Origin of the sequence: Haloarcula amylovorans, assembly GCF_004681185.1 — an archaeon.
GTDB classification, from domain to species: Archaea; Halobacteriota; Halobacteria; order Halobacteriales; family Haloarculaceae; genus Haloarcula; species Haloarcula amylovorans.
The window spans coordinates 440,222-458,569 of record NZ_SRIF01000002.1 but is presented as its reverse complement, the minus strand read 5'-3'; the positions used below and the strand labels follow the sequence as shown (position 1 = coordinate 458,569).

The window sequence follows — 18,348 nt, the reverse complement described above, 5'->3', positions numbered from 1 at the left end:
CGCAAGCACTGCCGAGTCGACGATACTCAGTCCTCGCCGACTGGGTCGGGACCAGACGACGCGACGTCCGACCGGCCATCCGGCAGCCGGGCCGGCCACGATGGGAGTGGATATCCGACCCGGGCCCAGGTGCGCCCGAGGGAAGGGGTGAGCGAGAGGACGCCTGCAACGAGAAGCAGGAGGTTCGCCGCAGGGTTGCGGGCGACGACGAGCGACAGCGTGTACTCCGTCCCGACGAACGGCGCGAACGGTCGAATCCCCATCGGCGTCAGTACGTCACCGAGTAGGTGTGAGCCGACACTCACCATGCCGAGCAGGAAAGCGAACCCGGCAGCACCGTTCCGACCGGAATCGTCGGTGTGAATCCGCCAACCAAGGAACGCGAGCAGCGCGCCGACCAGAAGCGCCGCCCACACGGTGTGGGTGATACCCCGGTGCGCGATGCCCGGAATGTACGTATCGACGTCGGGAGACGACGCCAAGAGGAGTACCGTAGCCATCCCAATGCAGGCCAGTCGGCCGCGACCGGTCCGACAGAGGCGATGGGCCAGCGGCGCGAACGCGAGCATTCCAACTCCGAGATGGCCGAGCAGATACATCCTACTACTGAGAGACGAACACACCCACAAAAATTCGCGCTGAGCGTAGAGAAACTTGAGGTGCCTACCGTCTGGTAAGCCGACTATCGGTGCGCGGACTATGGAGCAGGCGACAGGTCATCTCTATAGGTATATTACTCGACAGTTCGTCTGCCAACACCCCACACATACTTATAAACAACTTGCAGAAGTAGCGCATATATTGATACTCCAGCAAAGCCGTGAAAGAGCAAGTATACAACATGAGTGGCGATCAAGACGACGCTCCGGGTGGGGACCAGATTACGCTTAACGACGGCAAAACACCGGTACCGTGTTTCGATCCGTACTGCTGTGAGAACGCGACTGTGCCGTGTTTCGACACGAACGTGCGCCGCGAAGTGGCGTTCTGTAGCGCACACGTCGATAAATGGACAGCGAACGAACACATCGTTCGGTCCAGCGACCGGTGACTGCTGACTACGCAGCTCACGTCTTCGCCCTCTCCGAGCCGCTATTCAGTGTCGTCCACAACGGAATCACGACTGCCAGTACGACGGCGTTAGCAACACCAACACCGGGATGGTCTCGATACGACCGATTCACATGAGGAAGGTCATGACCAGTTTCTTCGACCGCGAAAACGGGTCGTAACTTTCGAGTGGGCCAGCGATACCGAAGGCCGGGACGACGTTGAAAAAGGTCACTGTGGCCGCCCCCATCGCCTCGAACGCGGTGACTGTCAACCGCACTCGGGACGCGTCGACGACGAAGATGGTGGCGACGATGAAGAAGATCCTGCTCACGAGCGTGTAGGCGTAGATGTCTCGAATCGTCTCCGCTTCGACGACGGTTCCGCTCAGACGGACTGGCCGGGTCGCACTCGGATTCGCGGTCGTAAACAGGTCTCGTCGTCGGTGCTGGCGATGAGCATGTCCGCTTTGCCGATCCCGGCGTCTCCGAGGACCGACAGCGATGTTCCATCGCATTCTATCGCCAACACGTCATTCAAAGAGGTGAGTTCCTCGGCCGTCTTGGAATCGACGTCAACGGCGACGACATCGTGACTATCGGCCAGACTGGCTGCGATATTGGAGCCGACTTCACCAGCCCCGACGATGATCACTCGCATCAGTGGTCTCTCGCTGTCTCTTGTGTCTAGGGAGCGTGCGATACAAAAAATCGTTCTCGATGACTGAATCTGTACACACTCACAGGACTGCGTGCCGTCGTTCTATTCAGATGATAGACAGCGTGAACGACCCCGCCCTCAGCGAGTGTGTCAGCGCGAGCAGGGCAGGGTCGTTCACGTCCGTGTTCCGTAGAGAGGTCGCACGGTTTTTCGTGTTCTCGCAGGTGGGACGATGCCGAGATAGTGTCATTTGGCAAAGAAATATATAGCATAATTAAAAATTGTAGTACAGAACGATCCATGACTAACGATACCACCGACAGCGACCGGACGACACGGGCGTACAGACGGCGATTGACCGCGAGCGACATCGACCGACGAGCCATCCTCAAGTCTGGGGCGGCGCTCCTCGGAACAGCGGGATTGGCCGGGTGTCTCACCGACGACGGCGATGGGGGCGGAGACGGCGGTGGCGGCGACGGTGGCGACGGTACCGCCGGTGACGGCACGGGAACGGGCGACGGAACCACGACCGGCGATGGTGGCGGTGGCGGCGGCACGACCAACATCGCTATCGTCTCCAGTCCTGCAGGGTTCGGGGACCGGGCGTTCAACGACCTCGCGTTAGAGGGGTTACAGAACGCCGCCGAGGAGTACGACATCGAACTCCAGCAGGTCGAGGAGACTGACCAGTCCCAGTACGGCACCGTCCAGTCGCGGCTCGCCGAGAGCCAGAACCCGAACTACGACCTTATCGTGCTAGTCAGTTACAATCATACGCAGGCGCTCCAGACCAACGCCGAGGAGTACCCCGATCAGCGGTGGATGCTTATCAACGCCCACGTCGAGCAACCGAACGTCGCCGGCTACACGTGGGCGAACCACGAGATGTCTTTCCAGGCCGGCGTGCTCGCCGGAACGATGACTACCCGAGAACTATCTCACGAAGGAAATACACTGAATCCGGACAACGCGACCATCGGGTTCGTCGGCGGCGTCGACGGCGCACTCATCAACGCCTTCGAGCGGTCGTACGTCGCCGGGGCCGAGTGGGTGAACGAGAACGTCGACGTCCGCGTCGGCTACATCGGCAACTACACCGACACGCAGACGGCGAACAACATCGCCAGTTCGCAGTACGATGCGGGCGCGGACATCGTCTATCACGCTGCCGCTGCCGCCGGACAGGGCGTCTTCCAGGCTGCACAGGACGCCCAGCGGTTCGCCGTCGGCGTCGACGCCGACCAGTCCGTGACGCTACCGGACTACCAGCACGTCATCATGGGCTCTGCGGTGAAGTACATCAACCGCGGCACCGCCGAGGTTGCACAGGCCGTCGTCGAGGACAACTGGGGGAGCGTACAGGGCCCGAACGTCCTCGGCCTCGAAGAGGACGCCGTCGAGGTGGTCCTCGGGCAGGCCGTCGGGCCGAAACTCCCCGACGTCGTCACACAGAACTTAGAGGAATCGAAGCAGGCCATCGTCAGCGGGGACATCACGGTTCCGTGTACCGCTGGTGGCTGTCAGGACTGAAGCGGTCACCTCGCTCGGTTTATCGCCCTTACTACTACTATGACAACGAGACACGCAGGCCAGTTCGCGGTGCGACTCGACGGCATCACCAAACGGTTCGGCGACGTCGTCGCCAACGATAGCGTCGACCTCACCGTCGAGTCCGGGTCGGTCCACGCCCTCGTCGGCGAGAACGGCGCGGGGAAGACCACGCTGATGAGCGTCCTCTACGGACTCTACCGTCCGGATTCGGGAACCATCTCGGTCCACGGCGAGGAGCGACGGTTCGTCTCGCCGCGGGACGCCATCGACGCCGGGGTCGGGATGATACACCAACATTTCCAGTTGGTCGATACGATGACTGTCCTCCAGAACATCGTACTCGGACAGGAACCGACCAGCGGCGGCCTGGTCGATCAGTCGAGCGCGCGCGCGGACATCGAAGCAATCTGTGACACCTACGGCTTCGACGTCGACCAATACCTCGATACGCGCGTCGAGCAACTCGGCGTGGGCGTCCAACAGCGCGTCGAGATCGTCAAGAGCCTCTACCGGGGCGCGGAGACACTCGTCCTCGACGAGCCGACGGCGGTGTTGACCCCACAGGAGGTCGACGCGTTGTTCGACGTGATGGCCGAACTCACCGACCGCGGGCGCTCGCTCATCTTCATCACACACAAACTCGACGAGGCGATGACGGCGGCCGACCGCATCACGGTACTGCGAGACGGTACGGCAGTCGGCACCGTCGACGCGGCGACCACTTCCCGCGAGGAACTCGCCCGGATGATGGTCGGCCGGGACGTGCTGTTCGAGGTGGAACGGCGCGAGACGACGCCCGGCGACGTGTTGGTCGAGGTAGACGACCTCCGCGTACGAGACGACCGCAACCTCGAACAGGTCGGCGGCGTCGACGCCGAGATACGCGAGGGCGAAGTGTTGGGTATCGCTGGCGTCGAAGGGAACGGCCAGTCCGAACTCGTCGAGGCACTCGTCGGTCTCAGAACGGTCGATGACGGCACGATTTCTTTCGAGGGAACTAACGTCACCGACACGAACCGCCGCCGCCGCATCGAGTCCGGCATCGCCTACGTCCCCGAGGACAGACAGGAGGAAGGGCTCGTTCAGGACTACGACCTCGTGCGCAACGCTTTGCTCGGCAACCAGACGCTCGATCCATTCGAGAGCGGCGGTTTCCTCGACTGGAACGCCGTTCGCGATCATGCCGACGACATCATCAACGACTACGACGTACAGCCGGGCGACCGAGAGGCCGAGGCCGCGTCGCTCTCGGGTGGGAACCAGCAGAAGTTCATCGTCGGGCGAGAGCTGGAACGCGACCCCGCCTTCGTCGTGGCCTCGCACCCGACTCGCGGGGTCGACATCGGCTCTATCGAGTTCATCCACAACCGGCTGCTAGAGATGCGTGACCGGGGGATGGCGGTCCTGCTCGTCTCCTCGAAACTCGACGAGGTCCAGAAGCTCTCGGACCGCATCGCCGTCATGTACGAGGGGCAGTTCGTCGATATAGTGGACCCCGACGAGGTGACCGAACAGGACCTCGGCCTGTTGATGACCGGCGACTCGCCGACGGACGACCGACCGAGCGATGGCGACCGGGAGGTCGAACTGTGAGCGGGCTCGATAGCGGAACCGTTCGAGCGACGCTCGACCGGGCGGCAGACCGAATGGTCCGCGCCTCCGTCCTGGAGCGGTTCGCCATCGCGGTGGCCTCGACGCTGTTGGCGCTGCTGTTAGGAGCCGTAATCGTCGCCGCCTCGGGATACGACGCCGTCGAGTTCGTCACGGCGCTCACCTACGGCGCATTCGGGACCATCTCCAACGTCGCCTTCACGCTCCGGCAGACGACGATGCTCGTCCTGACTGGCGTCGCCGTCGCCATCGCGTTCCGGGCGGGCGTGTTCAACATCGGCGTGCAGGGACAGTTCGTCGTCGGTGGGTTCGCCACCGTCGTTACTGTCCTGTCTCTCGCACCGTTCCTGCCCACTGGCGTCGTCGGTGGCGTCCTCCTGATGATACTGGGCACCGCGGCGGCCATGCTCGTCGGTGGCGCGTACGCCGCGATTCCGGGCATCATGAAGGCCTACGCCGACGCGAACGAAGTCATCACGACCATCATGCTGAACTTCATCGCCTCGGGCGTCGTCTTCTACCTCGTCGATAGCCACCTCCGGCCAGCGGGGGCGTCGGCCCCGAACACCGAGCAACTCCCGTCGTACGTCGACCTCCCCGGGTTCGCCTTCGGCAGTAGCTCCTTTTCGGTCATCGGGCTGGGCGTCGCTCTCTTGGCCGCGATCGCCGTCGCGTTCGTGCTCGGTCGCACCCGCTACGGCTACGACCTCGTCACCAGCGGCCACCAGTCGGCAGCCGCGGCCTACGCCGGCGTGGACCCGAAACGAACCGTCGTCCTCACGATGACCTTCTCGGGGATGGTCGCGGGTCTCGCGGGCGCGATGTTCGCCATCATGATTCTGGGTTACTACAGCGACCCGAGCACGTTCCCCCGCTTCGGCTTCGACGCGATCGCGGTGAGCCTGCTGGCCGCGAACAACCCGCTAGGCGTCGTCCCGGCCGCCCTGCTGTTCGGCGGGTTGGACGCCGGCGGACAGTACATCGGCTTCACGCTGGACGTGCCACGGCAGTTGGTCGACGGCGTCGTCGGCCTCGTCGTCCTGTTCGTCGCCACGCCGGAGCTGTTCCGGATGGCCGGCCGGCGAACCGGTCTCGGAGGTGACGAGGAATGAGCGTCGCGGAGTACGCGAATCCGGTCCGCATCACCGTCGGCGTCGGTCTGCTGGTCCTCTTCGTGGTCGGCGGGGTGGCGACGCTGCTGGATCTCCCCGGGGCTGAACTGCTCACCGTCGGGGCCGCACAGCGAGCGCTACAGGCGGCTATCCCCATCGCACTGGCGGCTATCGGTGGTCTCTACGCCGAGAAGAGCGGCGTGTTCAACATCGGGTTGGAGGGGTTCATGATATTCGGCGCGCTGGCGGCCGCCGCCACCGCCTCCATCGTCTCCGGCGAGGGCGCGGTCACGCAGACTCACCTCTGGCTCGGGATCCTCGTCGCGGTCCTCGTCTGCGCACTACTGACGGTGATTTACGCGTTGCTGACCATCCGCTATCGGGCCGATCAGATCGTCGCCGGACTCGCCGTCTGGTTCGTCGCGCTCGGGTTCGGTCCCTTTACTGCAACGGTCATCTGGGGCGGCGTCTCCAGCCCGTCACTGCCGAATATCGACACCATCACAGTCCCGGTCCTCGCGGAGATTCCGGTGCTCGGTCGACTGGTCTTCGACTCCTCACCGCTGCTGTGGCTCACTCTGTTCCTCACCGCCGCGGCGTGGGTCGTCCTCTATCGCACTCGCTACGGCTACTGGATACAGGCCGCTGGCGAGAACCCGCAGGCGCTCGACACCGCGGGCGTCGACGTCAACCGCGTCCGCTACGCTACCGTCATCTTCTCCGGCGCGATGGCGGGACTCGGCGGTGCCGTCCTCTCTATCGGTATCGGTAGCGGCTTCACGGGAACGGGCGTGACGATGGTCGACGGACGGGGCTGGATCGCCATCGTCGCGTACCTCTTCGGCAACTACAACCCGGTCGGCGCGTTCGGTGCGGCGCTGCTGTTCGGCGCGATGGAGATGCTCCAGATACAGCTCCAGACGATCGGTATCGCGCTCCCGGGCAGCATCACCGAACTGTTCCCCTACGTTGCCGTGCTGGTGGTGCTGGCCGCCGTCGGCTACACGCGGATGCCCGCCGCCGTGGGCGAACCCTACGAGACGGAGAAGTGACGACGGGCTGCCTGTGCTGCCGACCGCCCGTCGGTCAGCGCATCGCCCGACGCACCCGTGCAACGACGCCGACGAGGACGAACGCGACGAACGCCAGCGCCGCCAGTCCGAGGTCGAAACCGGGGCCGTCACCGTCCGTCAGTCCGGTACCGGGGTTTCGGTCCCAGTCATCGTTTTCGCCGACGCGGAGCTGGCCCGCCTCGACGCCCTCGACGGCGACGGTCCCCTCCCTCGCCGGGAACTGAAGCGTCACGTCCTTCCGCTGGCCCGGCGCGAGCGAGACGTTTCGAGTGGCGACCGCTTCGCCGTCGACGGTGACGGTCAGCGTCCGATTGGCCGGACGGTCACCGGGGTTCTCGACGGTCGCGACAATGCTCGTCTCGTAGCCCGCGCTGGCCCAATCGGGCGGGCTGGTCGTCTCGACAACCGTTACCTCGCCCGGCGCGAGCGAGACGACCGCAAGCGAGGAGAGGTCCCCGGCAGTGGCGCGGTACTGTCCCGCGTCGGCGTCGTAGGTCGTCTCCAGCGGCCGCCACGACCCATTCGTGTATCGGAACAGTTCGACGCTATCGCTCGACCGATTGGTCGGGAGTGCCGTCTGATCGACCCGAACTGCGACGTCGACAGTCCCAATTGCCTCGTCGTCAACACCCGTCTCGACTGGGATGTACCCCAGCACGTCGCCGGTGGAGACCGACGGAAGCGAGCCCGAATCAGTCCGCGCCGACCCCACCGTCGCCCGAACGCGCTCTCGTTCCGCCGTGAACGTGACGCGCATACCTGAGACGGCGACCGCGGACTGGCTGTTCGCCGCGAAGTCGGGCGTCACCGTCGTTCCGGCCGCGGCGTTTCGGACGGTGACGCTGACGCCGTCACTCGTCTGTGATTGTGTGACGAGCAGTGTCGACGAATCGCTCTCGTCTGCCGGGTTGCCGTGCCTCGGTCCATCGCCGCCGCTGATCTCGCTACTCGCACCTCCGTCGTCACTCGACACCGATTCGTCGTCTGTATCGCCGTCGCTACTCGAATCATCGGGGGTCGGCGTGGCCGTCGGTGTCGGTGTCTGTGTCAGGGTTTCCGTCTCTGTCGGTGTTGGTGTTGGCGTCGGCGAAGGAGTCGCCGTCGGCGTGGGCGTCGAAGTCGGAGTCTCCGTCTCTGTCGGCGTTGAAGTTGGCGTCGGCTCTGGTGTCGGAGTCTCCGTCTCTGTCGGCGTTGAAGTTGGCGTCGGTTCCGGTGTTGGCGTCGGCGTCGCGGGTTGGTCGAAAATCGGCGACAGAAGCGGTGGGAGCCCGGGGGTCGACGAAGGTGTCTCCGTTTCGGTTTCCGGTTCGTCGGCAGTTTCGGTCTCGTCCTCTTCACCTGCGTCGTCGGTTTCGGTCTCGTCCGTCTCTTCAGTTTCGTCGGTTTCAGTCTCACTCTCCGTCTGGTCGGCAGTCGCAGTCTCCGTCTGCGGGTCGTCGTCTTCGACCGTCGCAGTCTCCTCCTCGTCCGTCTCCTCCTCGTCCGTCTCCTCCTCGATTGAGGTTTCCGTCTCTGTCGCTTCTTCCGTAGTCGTCTCCGCTTCGGTCGCGGTTTCGGTCGGTTCCTCCGGGACCGTCTCCGCTTCAGTAACGTCTTCCGTCGCAGTCTCCGCTTCGGTCGTCTCCGTCGCTTCTTCGGTTTCCGCCTCGTCGGTCGGGGACAGGATCTCGTCGATGAGCGAGCCCAGCCCACCGTCGTCGGTTTCGGTCTCACTCTCCGTCTCGGTCGCTTCGTCGACGGTCGTCTCCGGTTCCGCTGTTGAATCTTCGGTCGCCGTCTCGGCTTCCGGGCTCTCTGTCTCTGTTTCCGGATTGTCGGTCTCGGTTTCCGTCTCGGTCGGCGTCGGGGTCGCCGTCTCTGTGGGCGTCTCGTTCGTCGGCGTCTCCGAGTCGACCTGGAAAGCTGGCGACTGACCGGTGACAGCTATGCCGTGGTGTGTCGCAGTGGCCATCGGCATCGCGCCGACGACCACCAGCGCGACCGCGAGAGAGAGGAGTAATCGAGACGGCGAAATCCAACCCATAGGGGTCCTCGGTCCATCGCGGGATTAGTTACACACAGGCAAGGAACTGATAAGCCGACCCTATCCGACGGCGGCAGCACGGTCTATCGACGAGACGGTGGACGGGAAATATCCGGTTACACTCGGCTGAATCCATTGGAACCGTCGTGTCCGGTGAACGCCGCAGCTGGGAACGTCACGCGGCCAACACAGTCCTGTGACCCGATAGGAACGCTGTAACTATCGACGTGGAAGACTAGCCTGAACACATGACAACACTCGCTGTCTCTCGACGTCAGTTACTACGGACAGTAGCCATCACCGGCGTCGGGGGAGTGGCGGGGTGCGGTGGCGGTAGCGGCGACGGTGGAGACGATAGCGACGGCGGCACGGTCTCCGCCGAAGCGTATCCCAGCATCGACGAGTGGTTGACCGAGACGGACATCGGCGGCGCGGACGACACGTACGACGGGGCGCTAACCGACAGCCGGGACAGTCCCAGCCTCACCGTCGATGTGGGCGCGGAAGGCAACAACGGGAACTTCGCGTACAGCCCGTCCGCCGTCGTCGTCTCGACTGGGACGGAGATACGCTGGAACTGGACCGGCGAAGGGAACCCACACAACGTCGAAGCGCTCCCCGAGGAGCAACTCGGCGAGTCCGACTACGAGTTCAGTTCCGGTGAAGCGGTCGGCGGATCGGGCGTGAAGTACACCCGGACGGTAGAAGAGACCGGCGTTGCGCTGTACCACTGCGAACCGCACTTCTCACTTGGAATGAAAGGCGGTATCGCGGTGGGGTAAACGGCGGTCAGCACCTACTCGTCGGCGTCCCGCCCGAGGTCGTAGAACTCCTCGTTCGGTCGTATATCGGCGAGCTGAGCCAGTCGGTTCGAGAGGTTGAAGAAGGCGGTGACGCTACCGATGTCCCAGATGGCCCGCCGGCTGAAGCCGTAGCCTTCGAGGCGTTCGAGATCGCTCTCGTCTACTGCGGCCGGATGTTCGGTCAGTTTCACCGCGAAATCCAGCATCGCCTCGTGGGCCTCGTTGATGTCGGCCGTGCGGTGGTTCGTGGCGACCTGTTCGGCCAGTCGCGGGGCCTCGGCGTAGATACGAAGGAGCGCACCGTGGGCGACGACGCAGTACAGACAGTGGTTGTCGCCACTGACCGCGACGATAATCATCTCTATCTCCGCGCGTTCGAGTTCCGTGTTTTCTACCAGTGCGTCGTGGTACTCGAAGAACGCCCGAAAGTGCGACGGACGGTAGGCCATCGACCGGAAGACGTTGGGCGTAAAGCCCGCACGCTCTGTCTCCTCGTCGATTCGCTCCCGGACGTCCTCGGGGAGGCCCTCGCGGTCGGGAACCTGAAAGTGCCGCATCGGCTCTCCCATGTCATCCATATGCTCTCGGTACGTCCTATTCGGGCATCAATCTTGACCCGGCAAACTCTGGCCGAGGCGTTGGGGGTTCCAGTCCAAAGGTCTATGTCTCCCCGGCCCCGACTTAGAGTCACCATGAGCACGGAAACAGAGGACGGGGACGACCTGCGCGAACGTATCACGAACTTCCTGCGCCGGAACTTCCCGCAGATTCAGATGCACGGCGGTAGCGCGGCCATCGAGGAGATCGACCGCGAGGAAGGCAGCGTCACCATCCGTCTGGGCGGCGCTTGCTCCGGCTGTGGCATCTCCCCGATGACCATCCAGGCCATCAAGACGCGCATGACCAAGGAGATCCCCGAGATCAACGAGGTCGTCGCGCGTACCGGGATGGAACAGCAGGAGGGCATGGCCGGCGGTAGCGGCATGAACCCTTCGTTCCCCGGTGGCGACTCCCGCGGCGGCGACGTCGGCGGCGACGACGAAGGCCCCGAAGCGCCGTTCTGACGCCAGACTTCTCTTGTTTTTCTCGGTCGGAGAGCGACGGCGTTGTCGGTCGCATACAGCGACCCCTATCCGTACCGGTGACGTTCGGAACCATATATGGCGAATTTACAGATATACCAAGCATCACATACGTCGAATCGAGGCCTCCGTCAAGATTCGGATCGATGTGTCGTCGAATCGCGTTTCTCTGGCATCGAATAGACGATTTTCGACATGATTCTCTCGAAGGAATGAGAGCCGCTATATATCACGAGATACCGACAGGTCTGTTCCAAGAAATGCCATTGAGTCGGTAGACAGCGGCTGCTATGCAGTTCCGCGAGTCGTTCTGCCCGCTACAGCCGAACATTTGGCATATCAGTTACTGTTTCGTAGAAGTATAATATATCTATCTGTATATGGTTGGTACGTAACACTCGACTATCCGAAGCAAACAGGAGGGGGTGATCCAGTTAGGTCCCTTTCATCCCGCCGCTTGCAAGCCCCTCGACGATCCAGTGCTGGAAGACTGCGAACAGCACGACGACGGGAATCATCGTAACCGTCGCGGCGGTCAGCAGCAGTTCCCACGCGACGGTGTTCTGCGACTGGAACAGCTGCAAGCCGAACGGCAGGGTCCGGGTCGCCGCGGTCTGTGAGAGGATGGAGACGAACAGGAAGTCGTTCCACGAGAGGATGAAGGTGTAGAACCCGGCGACGGTGATGCCCGGCAGCGACATCGGGACGATGATGCGCCCGAGGATGTCGAGATGCGAACAGCCGTCCATCTTCGCGGCCTCGTCGAGTGACTCCGGGATGTCGTCGAAGTAGCCCTTGAGCAACCACGTCCCCAGCGGGATTCCCAGCACGGAGTGGGCGATGATGATGCCCAGCAGCGAGTCGATGAGGTTCAGCGAGAACATCACCAGGAAGAAGGGAATGAGGATGAGTACCCGCGGCAGCATCTGCGTCCCCAAGAAGGTAAACAGCAGGCCGCTCCGACCGGGGTACTCGAACCGCGACATCGAGTACGCGGCTAGCGTCCCGACGACCAGCGTGATCGCCGTCGTCGCGGTTGCGACGATGGTGGAGTTGATGAAGTACTGCTGGAACAGCCCCGTCGAGAGGATGGAAACGTAGTTCTGGAGCGTCAGCTCGCTCAGCGCCGGCACCAGTCGCGGCGAGTACAGGAAGTCGGGCGAGGTGAACGTCGCCATAACCATGTACGCCACCGGGAGCAACAGGAACGACATGTAGACGCCGAGAACGGCATACACGCCCATCGCGCGCTTGGGCGACATGTCCTCTGCGAGCCACGCGTCTATTCGGTCCGAGAGTGAGCGGTTCGTCGAACGTGCTTGCGATTGCGTGTCAGTTGCCATGGTCAGTCACGCGCCTCCAGGGTGGCGTACACGACGGTAAAGACCATCATGATGAGCAACATCACGACGCCGATGCTCGCGGCGTAGCCCATCGCGTACTGCTGGAACGCCTGTTTGTAGATGTACGTTGCGAGCACCTCGGTGTTGCCCAGCGGGCCGCCCCCCGTCGAGAGGAAGACGATGTCGAAGTTGTTGAACGTGAAGATGACGTGCAACACGATCATGATCATCGACACGTACGAGATCTGGGGAAGCGTGATGTAGCGGAACCGCTGGAGCGGCCCGGCCCCGTCGAGTCGTGCCGCTTCGTATTGGGTGTCGGGGATGGACTTCATCGCCGCCAACAGCGCGATGGCGTAGAACGGCGTGTTCCGCCAGACGTGCATCAACACGACGAGCGGGAACGCCACGCCCGGTCGCCCGAACCACGCGGCCGTCTCCATCCCGAGACTGTCGAGGATGACGTTGACCGGGCCGAACCCGGTCTGGGTCAGGAACCGGAAGATGATGACCATCACGATGATGGGCAACACCCACGTGATCATCGACAGGCTCCGGAACAGCCCCGCGCCGGGCACCTTCTCTTTGAGCGCTAGCGCGAGCCCTAACCCGAGCAGGTACTGCAGCGAGACGGCGATCGACGTCAGCAACACCGTGTGCCACAGCGCCGACTGGAACGTCGCGTCGGCGAACATCTGCGCGAAGTTCTGTAGCCCGACGAACGTCTGTTGCTCGGGATTCAACAGCGACGCCTCGAAGAAGGCCAACTGGATGCCCCGGAGCGTCGGGAAGATGATGATGATGCCCATCAGGACGACCGCCGGGAGTACCAGCGCGTAGCCCAGCCACGTCTCTTCGAGGAACGACCGGAACTCCTCGACGTAGCCGCCAGCCGTCGGGCCGGTGTCAGTGCTCGTTGCCATCAGGTGCTCAGAGCTCGCTTTCGAGGTTCTTCAATTCGTTGTGGAGCTGCTTGCCAGCCTTGTACGGGTCGGTTCTGCCGTAAGCGACTTCCTGCATGTGCTTGTAGAACGGCTGCCGGACCGGCCCCCAGCCGATTTTCGCCAGCGCGCGACCCGTCTCGAAGACGTCGGTGAACGGTCGCCAGCTATCGTTGGTGATGGTCGACTCGACATCTTCGTGGACGGGGGTCATACCGTTACCTTTCGCGTCCTCGCCCATCGCCTTCAGTACGGCCGGCGAGGCGAACGTCGACACCACTTCCTTCGCGGCTTCTTGCTGTTCGGAGTGGCTGTTGACCATGACCGGCTTGACTTCGAGGAAGGTCCCCTTCGAGGCACCCTCACCGCGGGGCAGGTGGGCCACCCGCGTCCGTTCGTTCAGGATTTTCTCGGCGAGATTGCTGTCGTTGATGTTGTCGCCGGTGGTCCACGAGCGGAGCCACGTCCCGCACTCGATGAACGCGAAGTTCCCGTTGATGTAGCCGGGGTCGTTGACCTGCCACCCGGTCCCGAGTTGGTCGGGGTTACCGACCGGGTTCTCGGCGGCGTAAATCTGGTAGTACCAGTTGTCGAATATCTGTCCGAGCGGGTCGGCCTCGATGTTGAGCTTCCAGGATTCGCCGTCTGGGACGTACAGCTGGTCGGTGTGTTGATAGACGTGAGACATCCACTCCTGGAAGGCCCGGACGCTACCGTCCTTGGTGCAGTTGTGGTAGGCCCACATGTCGTCGTACTCGCTGTTTATCATCCGGCCGACCTCGTGGAACGCCGAGGCCGACTGGGGGGTGTCCTGACCGAGTTCGTCGAGGACGTCCTGCCGAGTGATGAACGCGCGAGCGTTCCCGTTGTACGGCAGGCCGTACAGTTTCCCGCGGTACGTCAGGGCCTCGATAGTGCTGTCGACGTAGCCGTCGTAGAAGTCCAATCCTTCGGCCCAATCGCCCAGTGCAGCGAGGTGGCCCGCTTTCACGTACTCTGTGAGGTGGCTCAGGACTCCCTCGATGGCGTCCGGATCGCCGGTTCGAGCGCCAGTGAGGAACTTCTGTCGGAGGTCCTCGTAGGAGAAACGGCCCATTTCGAGCGGCGTGTCCGAGCGCTGTTTGAAGTTCTCTTGGAACGTCTCCTTCCAGACGGGCGGCGAGTCGTCGTTCGGGAAGGCGTAGTTCCAGAAGAGCACGTTGTTGCCGCTGCCGCCACCACCGCTTTCGTCAGTGCCGGTGCCACTCCCGCTCCCGCCGTCGGCACCCATCTCGTCGGCTGCGCCGCCGTCACCGCCACCACCACAACCGGCGAGGCCTGCGGTGGCTCCGACGCCGATGGCTTTCACGAGCGACCGTCTGCTGAGTCCTGAGGAACTACTATCTGACATGGGGTAAACCCTAGCGTGGACATTGGACTAGTCCCATTTATAATTTTCCCACAAAGACCGTGGACAACGTGTGTTAGTGATTGGCATTATCCAGTAGATTTATCAATCGTTCTCCGAGAAGCACATGGTGCATGCCGAAGATCGCCTTCGTCGGAGCGGGTAGTATGGTGTTCGCCACGAAACTCGTGGGGGACATCCTCTCCTTCGACGAACTGAACGACAGTACCATCGCGCTGATGGACGTAGACGAGCATCGACTCGGACAAACGACACGTATCGCCGAGGCGATGGTCGAAAACGAAGACCTGGACGCCACCATCGAATCGACGACCGACCGCGTGGATGCGCTCGACGGTGCCGACTACGTCATGAACATGATCAACGTCGGCGGCACCGAGCCGTTCGAAAACGAGATCCGCATCCCCGAGAAATATGGCGTCGAACAGGCCATCGGCGACACCATTGGACCGGGTGGCATCTTCCGTGGCCTCCGGACCATCCCGACGATGCTCGACATCGCGAGCGACATGGAGGAACTCTGTCCCGACGCCCTCCTGATGAACTACACGAACCCGATGTCCATCCTCTGTCAGACCATGTTCGAGGCTACGGATATCGAGACGGTCGGCCTCTGTCACAGCGTCCCCCACACTGCCGAGGCCATCGCCGACTACGTCGGTGTCCCCGAAGACGAGCTCGAATACTGGGTCGCCGGTATCAACCACGTCGCGTGGTTCCTCGAAGCCAAACACGACGGCGAGAGCGTCTATCCCGACCTCCGTGAGGCCTACGACGACGAGGAGACGTACGAACGCGACACCGTCCGCTTCGAGATGATGAAGCACTTCGGCTACTTCCCCACGGAGTCCTCACATCACATGTCGGAGTACGTCCCCTACTTCCGGACTGACGAGAACATCATCGAGGAGATGACCGGGACGGACTACGCCGAACGGATGCCCACGGCGACGTACCTCGAAGGGTGGCAGGCCCGCTCCGAGGAGCGCGACGACCCCGAACTGGACGTCGACCTAGAGGAAGTGGGCGTCGAGCGCTCCGAGGAGTACGCCTCTCGACTCATCCACTCCCTAGAGACAGACACGACCCGTCGGCTGAATCTCAACGTCAGCAACGAGACGAACGCCATCGAGTCGCTCCCGTCCGACGCTTGCGTCGAGGTCCCCGTCCTCGTCGACGGTACCGGCCTCCGCCCGTGCTCGGTCGGCGAACTCCCGAAATCGGTTCGGACCTTCCCCCAGCAACACGTCGCCGTCCAGCAGCTCGTCGTCGAGGGTGCACTGGAGAACGACCGCGAGAAGATCCATCGGGCCGTCAAACAGGACCCGCTGACCGCCGCCGAACTGACGCTGCCCGAGATTCACGAGATGACCGAGGAACTGCTCGCGAAGAACGAGGCGTACCTCCCGACACTTCGCTGATTCGCAGTCCGACTATCCTTTTCTGCGCGCTCTCGTCTCCGTCGTTCGTCGTGATCGCTGCGTGCGCTACCTCGTGAGACGACTCCGCACCGCTACTGCGAAGCGAGCGACGACCGTCGAGCGCCGGGGAATCCCGCCGTCACTCGACGCCGATCTCGACGCCGCTGACGTCGTCCAGTCCGGCCAGCGCCGCCACGTCGTCGCTGTCCGGGGGTGCGCGGTTCCGCAGCGCCTCGCCGGTCTCGCCGTCGAAGAGGTGGATGCGGTCCTGCGGGAACTGCACGGTGAGCGTGCGACCGGATTCGATGACGATGTCGCCTTCGAGCGTCGCCGTGTACTGCTCGCCGTCGATATCGAGGTAGACGTAGCTCACGTCGCCGAGCGGTTCGGTGACCTTCACTGTCGGCGAGATGGCGTTGTGCGTCCCCTCGGGCACTGCTTTCACGTCCTCCGGGCGGATACCTAGCGTGAGCCGCGGGCCGTGACCCTCGACGTCAGCGTAGACGTCGTCGTCGAGTTCGTACTCGAAGGCGTCGTGAATCAGCGTCGGCGTCGCCCCTGAGGTGTCGAGTTCGACGTCGAAGAAGTTCATCGAGGGCGACCCGATGAACCCCGCGACGAAGCGGTTGGCCGGTTCGTGGTAGCATTCGAGCGGCGTTCCGAGTTGCTGGAGTTGCCCGTCGTCGAGGACGGCGATGCGGTCGGACATCGTCATCGCCTCGGTCTGGTCGTGGGTGACGTAGATGGTCGTCACGCCGAACTCCTGCTGGAGCTCCTGTAGTTCGGTCCGCATCTGCGTGCGGAGCTTCGCGTCCAGGTTCGACAGCGGCTCGTCCATCAGGAACACTTCGGGTTCCCGAACGATGGCGCGGCCGAGCGCGACGCGCTGTTGCTGTCCGCCCGAGAGCTCGTCTGGCTTTTTATCGAGCAAACCGCCGATTCCCATCATGTCGGCCGCGTTCTGGACCCGGTCGGCGATCTCGTCTTTCGAGAGGTCCGTCGTCATCTTCAGCCCGAACGCCATGTTCTCGCGGGCCGTCATGTGGGGGTACAGCGCGTAACTCTGGAACACCATCGCCATGTTGCGTGACTTGGGCTTCTTCTCGGTGACGTCCTCGCCGTCGAGGACGACCTCCCCCTCCGTGGGGTTCTCTAGACCGGCGATCATCCGTAGCGTGGTGGACTTTCCACAACCGGACGGCCCGACGAGAACGATGAACTCGCCGTCTTCTATCTCCGCGTCGAACGAATCGACCGCGACGATATCGCCGCCGTCGTCGTGGAACACCTTCGTGAGGTTTCGTATCTCTAGCTCGCCCATGCCACATTCAATATTGTAATAGGTGTTAAATCTTGCCACGAGTCGGCAGGCCGCTGGTCCGCTCGCCGAACGCCCGCAGTTCGTCAATCGTTTCTCATGCGTGAACGCGATACTCACTCGACGCGGTCGCGGTACTCCCGATACAGTTCGTCCTGCATCACCTGCGTTCGACCCCCGTCGACGAGGATGCTCTCGCCAGTGAGGAACGTCGCGTCGTCGCTGGCGAGAAACGCGGCGAGACCAGCCACGTCCGCGGGTCGGCCGAGGCGACCGACCGGGTGAATGTCCTTCGTGTACTCGTACTCGGCCTCGTCTGCGAACTCCTCGCGCGTCCGTTCGATCTCGACCCACCCCGGGTTGATGGTGTTGACCGTGATACCTCGCGGCCCGAGTTCGAGCGCCATCGCTCGCGTCATCCCGTTGATACCCGCCTTCACGGCGTTGTACGGGAAGAGCCCAGGCATCGTCAGAAACGCGTGGTTCGAGGAGGTGTTGAGGATGGTCCCCCCCTCTGGCATCGCCTCGACCGCGTGTTTCGCACAGAGCCAGAACGACCGGAAGTCCGTCTCGACGACGAACTCCCAATCGGAGAGCGTGGCGTCCTCGGCGGTCGTCTCCGTCTGGACGCCGGCGTTGTTCACGAGGACGTCGACGCGGCCGTACTCGGAGACGGTGTGTTCGACGAGCGCCTGAATCTCGGCGGGGTCGCGCATATCCGCCTGTACGAACGTCGCCTCGCCGCCATCGTCGCGAATCTCCGCGGCGACCGTCTCCCCCGGGTCGCGAGAGCGACCGGTGACGACGACGGATGCCCCTTCGGCGGCGAACCGCCGGGCAACGCCCTCGCCGATGCCGCGCGTGGATCCGGTGACGACGACGACGTGATTCTCGTGACGATTCTGGACGGCGTTGGCAGTCGGGTCTGACGGATCCATCTACTCGCCAC

The 18,348-nt window shown here is 63.1% G+C and carries 17 protein-coding genes and 1 pseudogene; 8 read left to right on the top strand and 10 right to left on the bottom strand.

Annotation, left to right across the window (positions count from 1 at the left end):
• Positions 1–26: 26 nt before the first annotated feature.
• A complete protein-coding gene (locus E4S61_RS09585; RefSeq protein WP_135303713.1) occupies positions 27–599 on the bottom strand; it encodes a metal-dependent hydrolase in 573 nt (190 codons plus the stop codon).
• A gap of 242 nt (positions 600–841) precedes the next feature.
• On the opposite strand from E4S61_RS09585, the gene E4S61_RS09580 reads away from it, so the two are divergent.
• Complete coding sequence (locus E4S61_RS09580) at positions 842–1,051, top strand: hypothetical protein (RefSeq protein WP_135303712.1); 210 nt, start codon at positions 842–844, stop codon at positions 1,049–1,051.
• 129 nt (positions 1,052–1,180) lie between these two features.
• Here the strand turns inward: E4S61_RS09580 and E4S61_RS25840 are convergent, their stop codons facing one another.
• Both E4S61_RS25840 and E4S61_RS09570 read right to left on the bottom strand, forming a co-directional pair.
• Positions 1,181–1,384, bottom strand: coding sequence for a hypothetical protein (locus tag E4S61_RS25840; protein WP_209309473.1), 204 nt, complete (start codon positions 1,382–1,384; stop codon positions 1,181–1,183).
• A gap of 101 nt (positions 1,385–1,485) precedes the next feature.
• A pseudogene (locus tag E4S61_RS09570) lies at positions 1,486–1,710 on the bottom strand (NAD-binding protein); the annotation flags it as partial.
• A 300-nt stretch (positions 1,711–2,010) separates the two neighbouring features.
• Between E4S61_RS09570 and E4S61_RS09565 the strand changes: the two are divergent.
• Genes E4S61_RS09565 through E4S61_RS09550 form a run of 4 tightly spaced genes read left to right on the top strand, consistent with a single transcriptional unit; the run spans position 2,011 to position 7,039 of the window.
• Entirely contained in the window at positions 2,011–3,243 is a 1,233-nt protein-coding gene (locus tag E4S61_RS09565) for a BMP family lipoprotein (protein WP_135303710.1), read from the top strand.
• Positions 3,244–3,282: 39 nt separating this feature from the next.
• Positions 3,283–4,857 (top strand): ABC transporter ATP-binding protein, encoded by a 1,575-nt coding sequence (locus E4S61_RS09560; protein WP_135303709.1) that lies wholly within the window; start codon positions 3,283–3,285, stop codon positions 4,855–4,857.
• Between the two features lie 53 nt (positions 4,858–4,910).
• Positions 4,911–5,987, top strand: a complete 1,077-nt coding sequence (locus tag E4S61_RS09555) for an ABC transporter permease (RefSeq protein ID WP_135304681.1) — start codon at positions 4,911–4,913, stop codon at positions 5,985–5,987.
• The gene (locus E4S61_RS09550; RefSeq protein ID WP_135303708.1) at positions 5,984–7,039 is read left to right on the top strand and encodes an ABC transporter permease; all 1,056 of its coding nucleotides are present in this window, start codon (positions 5,984–5,986) and stop codon (positions 7,037–7,039) included. Before E4S61_RS09555 ends, E4S61_RS09550 begins: the two co-directional genes overlap by 4 nt.
• Before the next feature lie 34 nt (positions 7,040–7,073).
• Here E4S61_RS09550 and E4S61_RS25835 read toward each other — a convergent pair whose 3' ends face one another.
• Positions 7,074–9,083: a hypothetical protein gene (locus E4S61_RS25835; RefSeq protein WP_209309472.1), complete on the bottom strand. Its 2,010-nt coding sequence runs from the start codon at positions 9,081–9,083 to the stop codon at positions 7,074–7,076.
• Between the two features lie 248 nt (positions 9,084–9,331).
• Between E4S61_RS25835 and E4S61_RS09540 the strand changes: the two genes are divergently transcribed.
• On the top strand, positions 9,332–9,865 hold the full coding sequence (locus tag E4S61_RS09540; protein ID WP_135303707.1) for a halocyanin domain-containing protein: 534 nt from the start codon (positions 9,332–9,334) through the stop codon (positions 9,863–9,865).
• 14 nt (positions 9,866–9,879) lie between these two features.
• On the opposite strand, the gene E4S61_RS09535 is transcribed toward E4S61_RS09540, so the two are convergent.
• Positions 9,880–10,464, bottom strand: coding sequence for a peroxidase-related enzyme (locus E4S61_RS09535; RefSeq protein ID WP_135303706.1), 585 nt, complete (start codon positions 10,462–10,464; stop codon positions 9,880–9,882).
• 114 nt (positions 10,465–10,578) lie between these two features.
• Here E4S61_RS09535 and E4S61_RS09530 point away from each other — a divergent pair, with 114 nt between their 5' ends.
• A complete protein-coding gene (locus E4S61_RS09530) occupies positions 10,579–10,950 on the top strand; it encodes a NifU family protein (protein WP_135303705.1) in 372 nt (123 codons plus the stop codon).
• 452 nt (positions 10,951–11,402) lie between these two features.
• Here E4S61_RS09530 and E4S61_RS09525 read toward each other — a convergent pair whose 3' ends face one another.
• From E4S61_RS09525 to E4S61_RS09515, 3 genes are read right to left on the bottom strand one after another with little or no spacing between them, the layout of a single operon-like run.
• Positions 11,403–12,311 (bottom strand): carbohydrate ABC transporter permease, encoded by a 909-nt coding sequence (locus E4S61_RS09525; RefSeq protein WP_209309471.1) that lies wholly within the window; start codon positions 12,309–12,311, stop codon positions 11,403–11,405.
• Between the two features lie 2 nt (positions 12,312–12,313).
• The gene (locus E4S61_RS09520) at positions 12,314–13,234 is read right to left on the bottom strand and encodes a carbohydrate ABC transporter permease (protein ID WP_135303704.1); all 921 of its coding nucleotides are present in this window, start codon (positions 13,232–13,234) and stop codon (positions 12,314–12,316) included.
• A gap of 7 nt (positions 13,235–13,241) precedes the next feature.
• The gene (locus tag E4S61_RS09515) at positions 13,242–14,642 is read right to left on the bottom strand and encodes an ABC transporter substrate-binding protein (protein WP_209309470.1); all 1,401 of its coding nucleotides are present in this window, start codon (positions 14,640–14,642) and stop codon (positions 13,242–13,244) included.
• 131 nt (positions 14,643–14,773) lie between these two features.
• Here E4S61_RS09515 and melA point away from each other — a divergent pair, with 131 nt between their 5' ends.
• Positions 14,774–16,081, top strand: a complete 1,308-nt coding sequence (gene melA / locus E4S61_RS09510) for an alpha-galactosidase (protein ID WP_135303703.1) — start codon at positions 14,774–14,776, stop codon at positions 16,079–16,081.
• Positions 16,082–16,220: 139 nt separating this feature from the next.
• Here melA and E4S61_RS09505 read toward each other — a convergent pair whose 3' ends face one another.
• Positions 16,221–17,402, bottom strand: a complete 1,182-nt coding sequence (locus E4S61_RS09505) for an ABC transporter ATP-binding protein (protein WP_135303702.1) — start codon at positions 17,400–17,402, stop codon at positions 16,221–16,223.
• Between the two features lie 113 nt (positions 17,403–17,515).
• A complete protein-coding gene (locus E4S61_RS09500; RefSeq protein WP_135303701.1) occupies positions 17,516–18,337 on the bottom strand; it encodes an SDR family NAD(P)-dependent oxidoreductase in 822 nt (273 codons plus the stop codon).
• Positions 18,338–18,348 lie beyond the last annotated feature (11 nt).

Coding starts and splice junctions, on each gene's coding strand:
- E4S61_RS09515 (WP_209309470.1), bottom strand. CDS start 14,642: ATGTCAGATAGTAGTTCCTCAGGACTCAGCAGACGGTCGCTCGTGAAA.
- E4S61_RS09530 (WP_135303705.1), top strand. CDS start 10,579: ATGAGCACGGAAACAGAGGACGGGGACGACCTGCGCGAACGTATCACG.
- E4S61_RS09555 (WP_135304681.1), top strand. CDS start 4,911: ATGGTCCGCGCCTCCGTCCTGGAGCGGTTCGCCATCGCGGTGGCCTCG.
- melA (WP_135303703.1), top strand. CDS start 14,774: ATGCCGAAGATCGCCTTCGTCGGAGCGGGTAGTATGGTGTTCGCCACG.
- E4S61_RS09500 (WP_135303701.1), bottom strand. CDS start 18,337: ATGGATCCGTCAGACCCGACTGCCAACGCCGTCCAGAATCGTCACGAG.
- E4S61_RS09585 (WP_135303713.1), bottom strand. CDS start 599: ATGTATCTGCTCGGCCATCTCGGAGTTGGAATGCTCGCGTTCGCGCCG.
- E4S61_RS09550 (WP_135303708.1), top strand. CDS start 5,984: ATGAGCGTCGCGGAGTACGCGAATCCGGTCCGCATCACCGTCGGCGTC.
- E4S61_RS09565 (WP_135303710.1), top strand. CDS start 2,011: ATGACTAACGATACCACCGACAGCGACCGGACGACACGGGCGTACAGA.
- E4S61_RS09525 (WP_209309471.1), bottom strand. CDS start 12,311: ATGGCAACTGACACGCAATCGCAAGCACGTTCGACGAACCGCTCACTC.
- E4S61_RS25835 (WP_209309472.1), bottom strand. CDS start 9,083: ATGGGTTGGATTTCGCCGTCTCGATTACTCCTCTCTCTCGCGGTCGCG.
- E4S61_RS09580 (WP_135303712.1), top strand. CDS start 842: ATGAGTGGCGATCAAGACGACGCTCCGGGTGGGGACCAGATTACGCTT.
- E4S61_RS09505 (WP_135303702.1), bottom strand. CDS start 17,402: ATGGGCGAGCTAGAGATACGAAACCTCACGAAGGTGTTCCACGACGAC.
- E4S61_RS09540 (WP_135303707.1), top strand. CDS start 9,332: ATGACAACACTCGCTGTCTCTCGACGTCAGTTACTACGGACAGTAGCC.
- E4S61_RS09560 (WP_135303709.1), top strand. CDS start 3,283: ATGACAACGAGACACGCAGGCCAGTTCGCGGTGCGACTCGACGGCATC.
- E4S61_RS09520 (WP_135303704.1), bottom strand. CDS start 13,234: ATGGCAACGAGCACTGACACCGGCCCGACGGCTGGCGGCTACGTCGAG.
- E4S61_RS09535 (WP_135303706.1), bottom strand. CDS start 10,464: ATGGATGACATGGGAGAGCCGATGCGGCACTTTCAGGTTCCCGACCGC.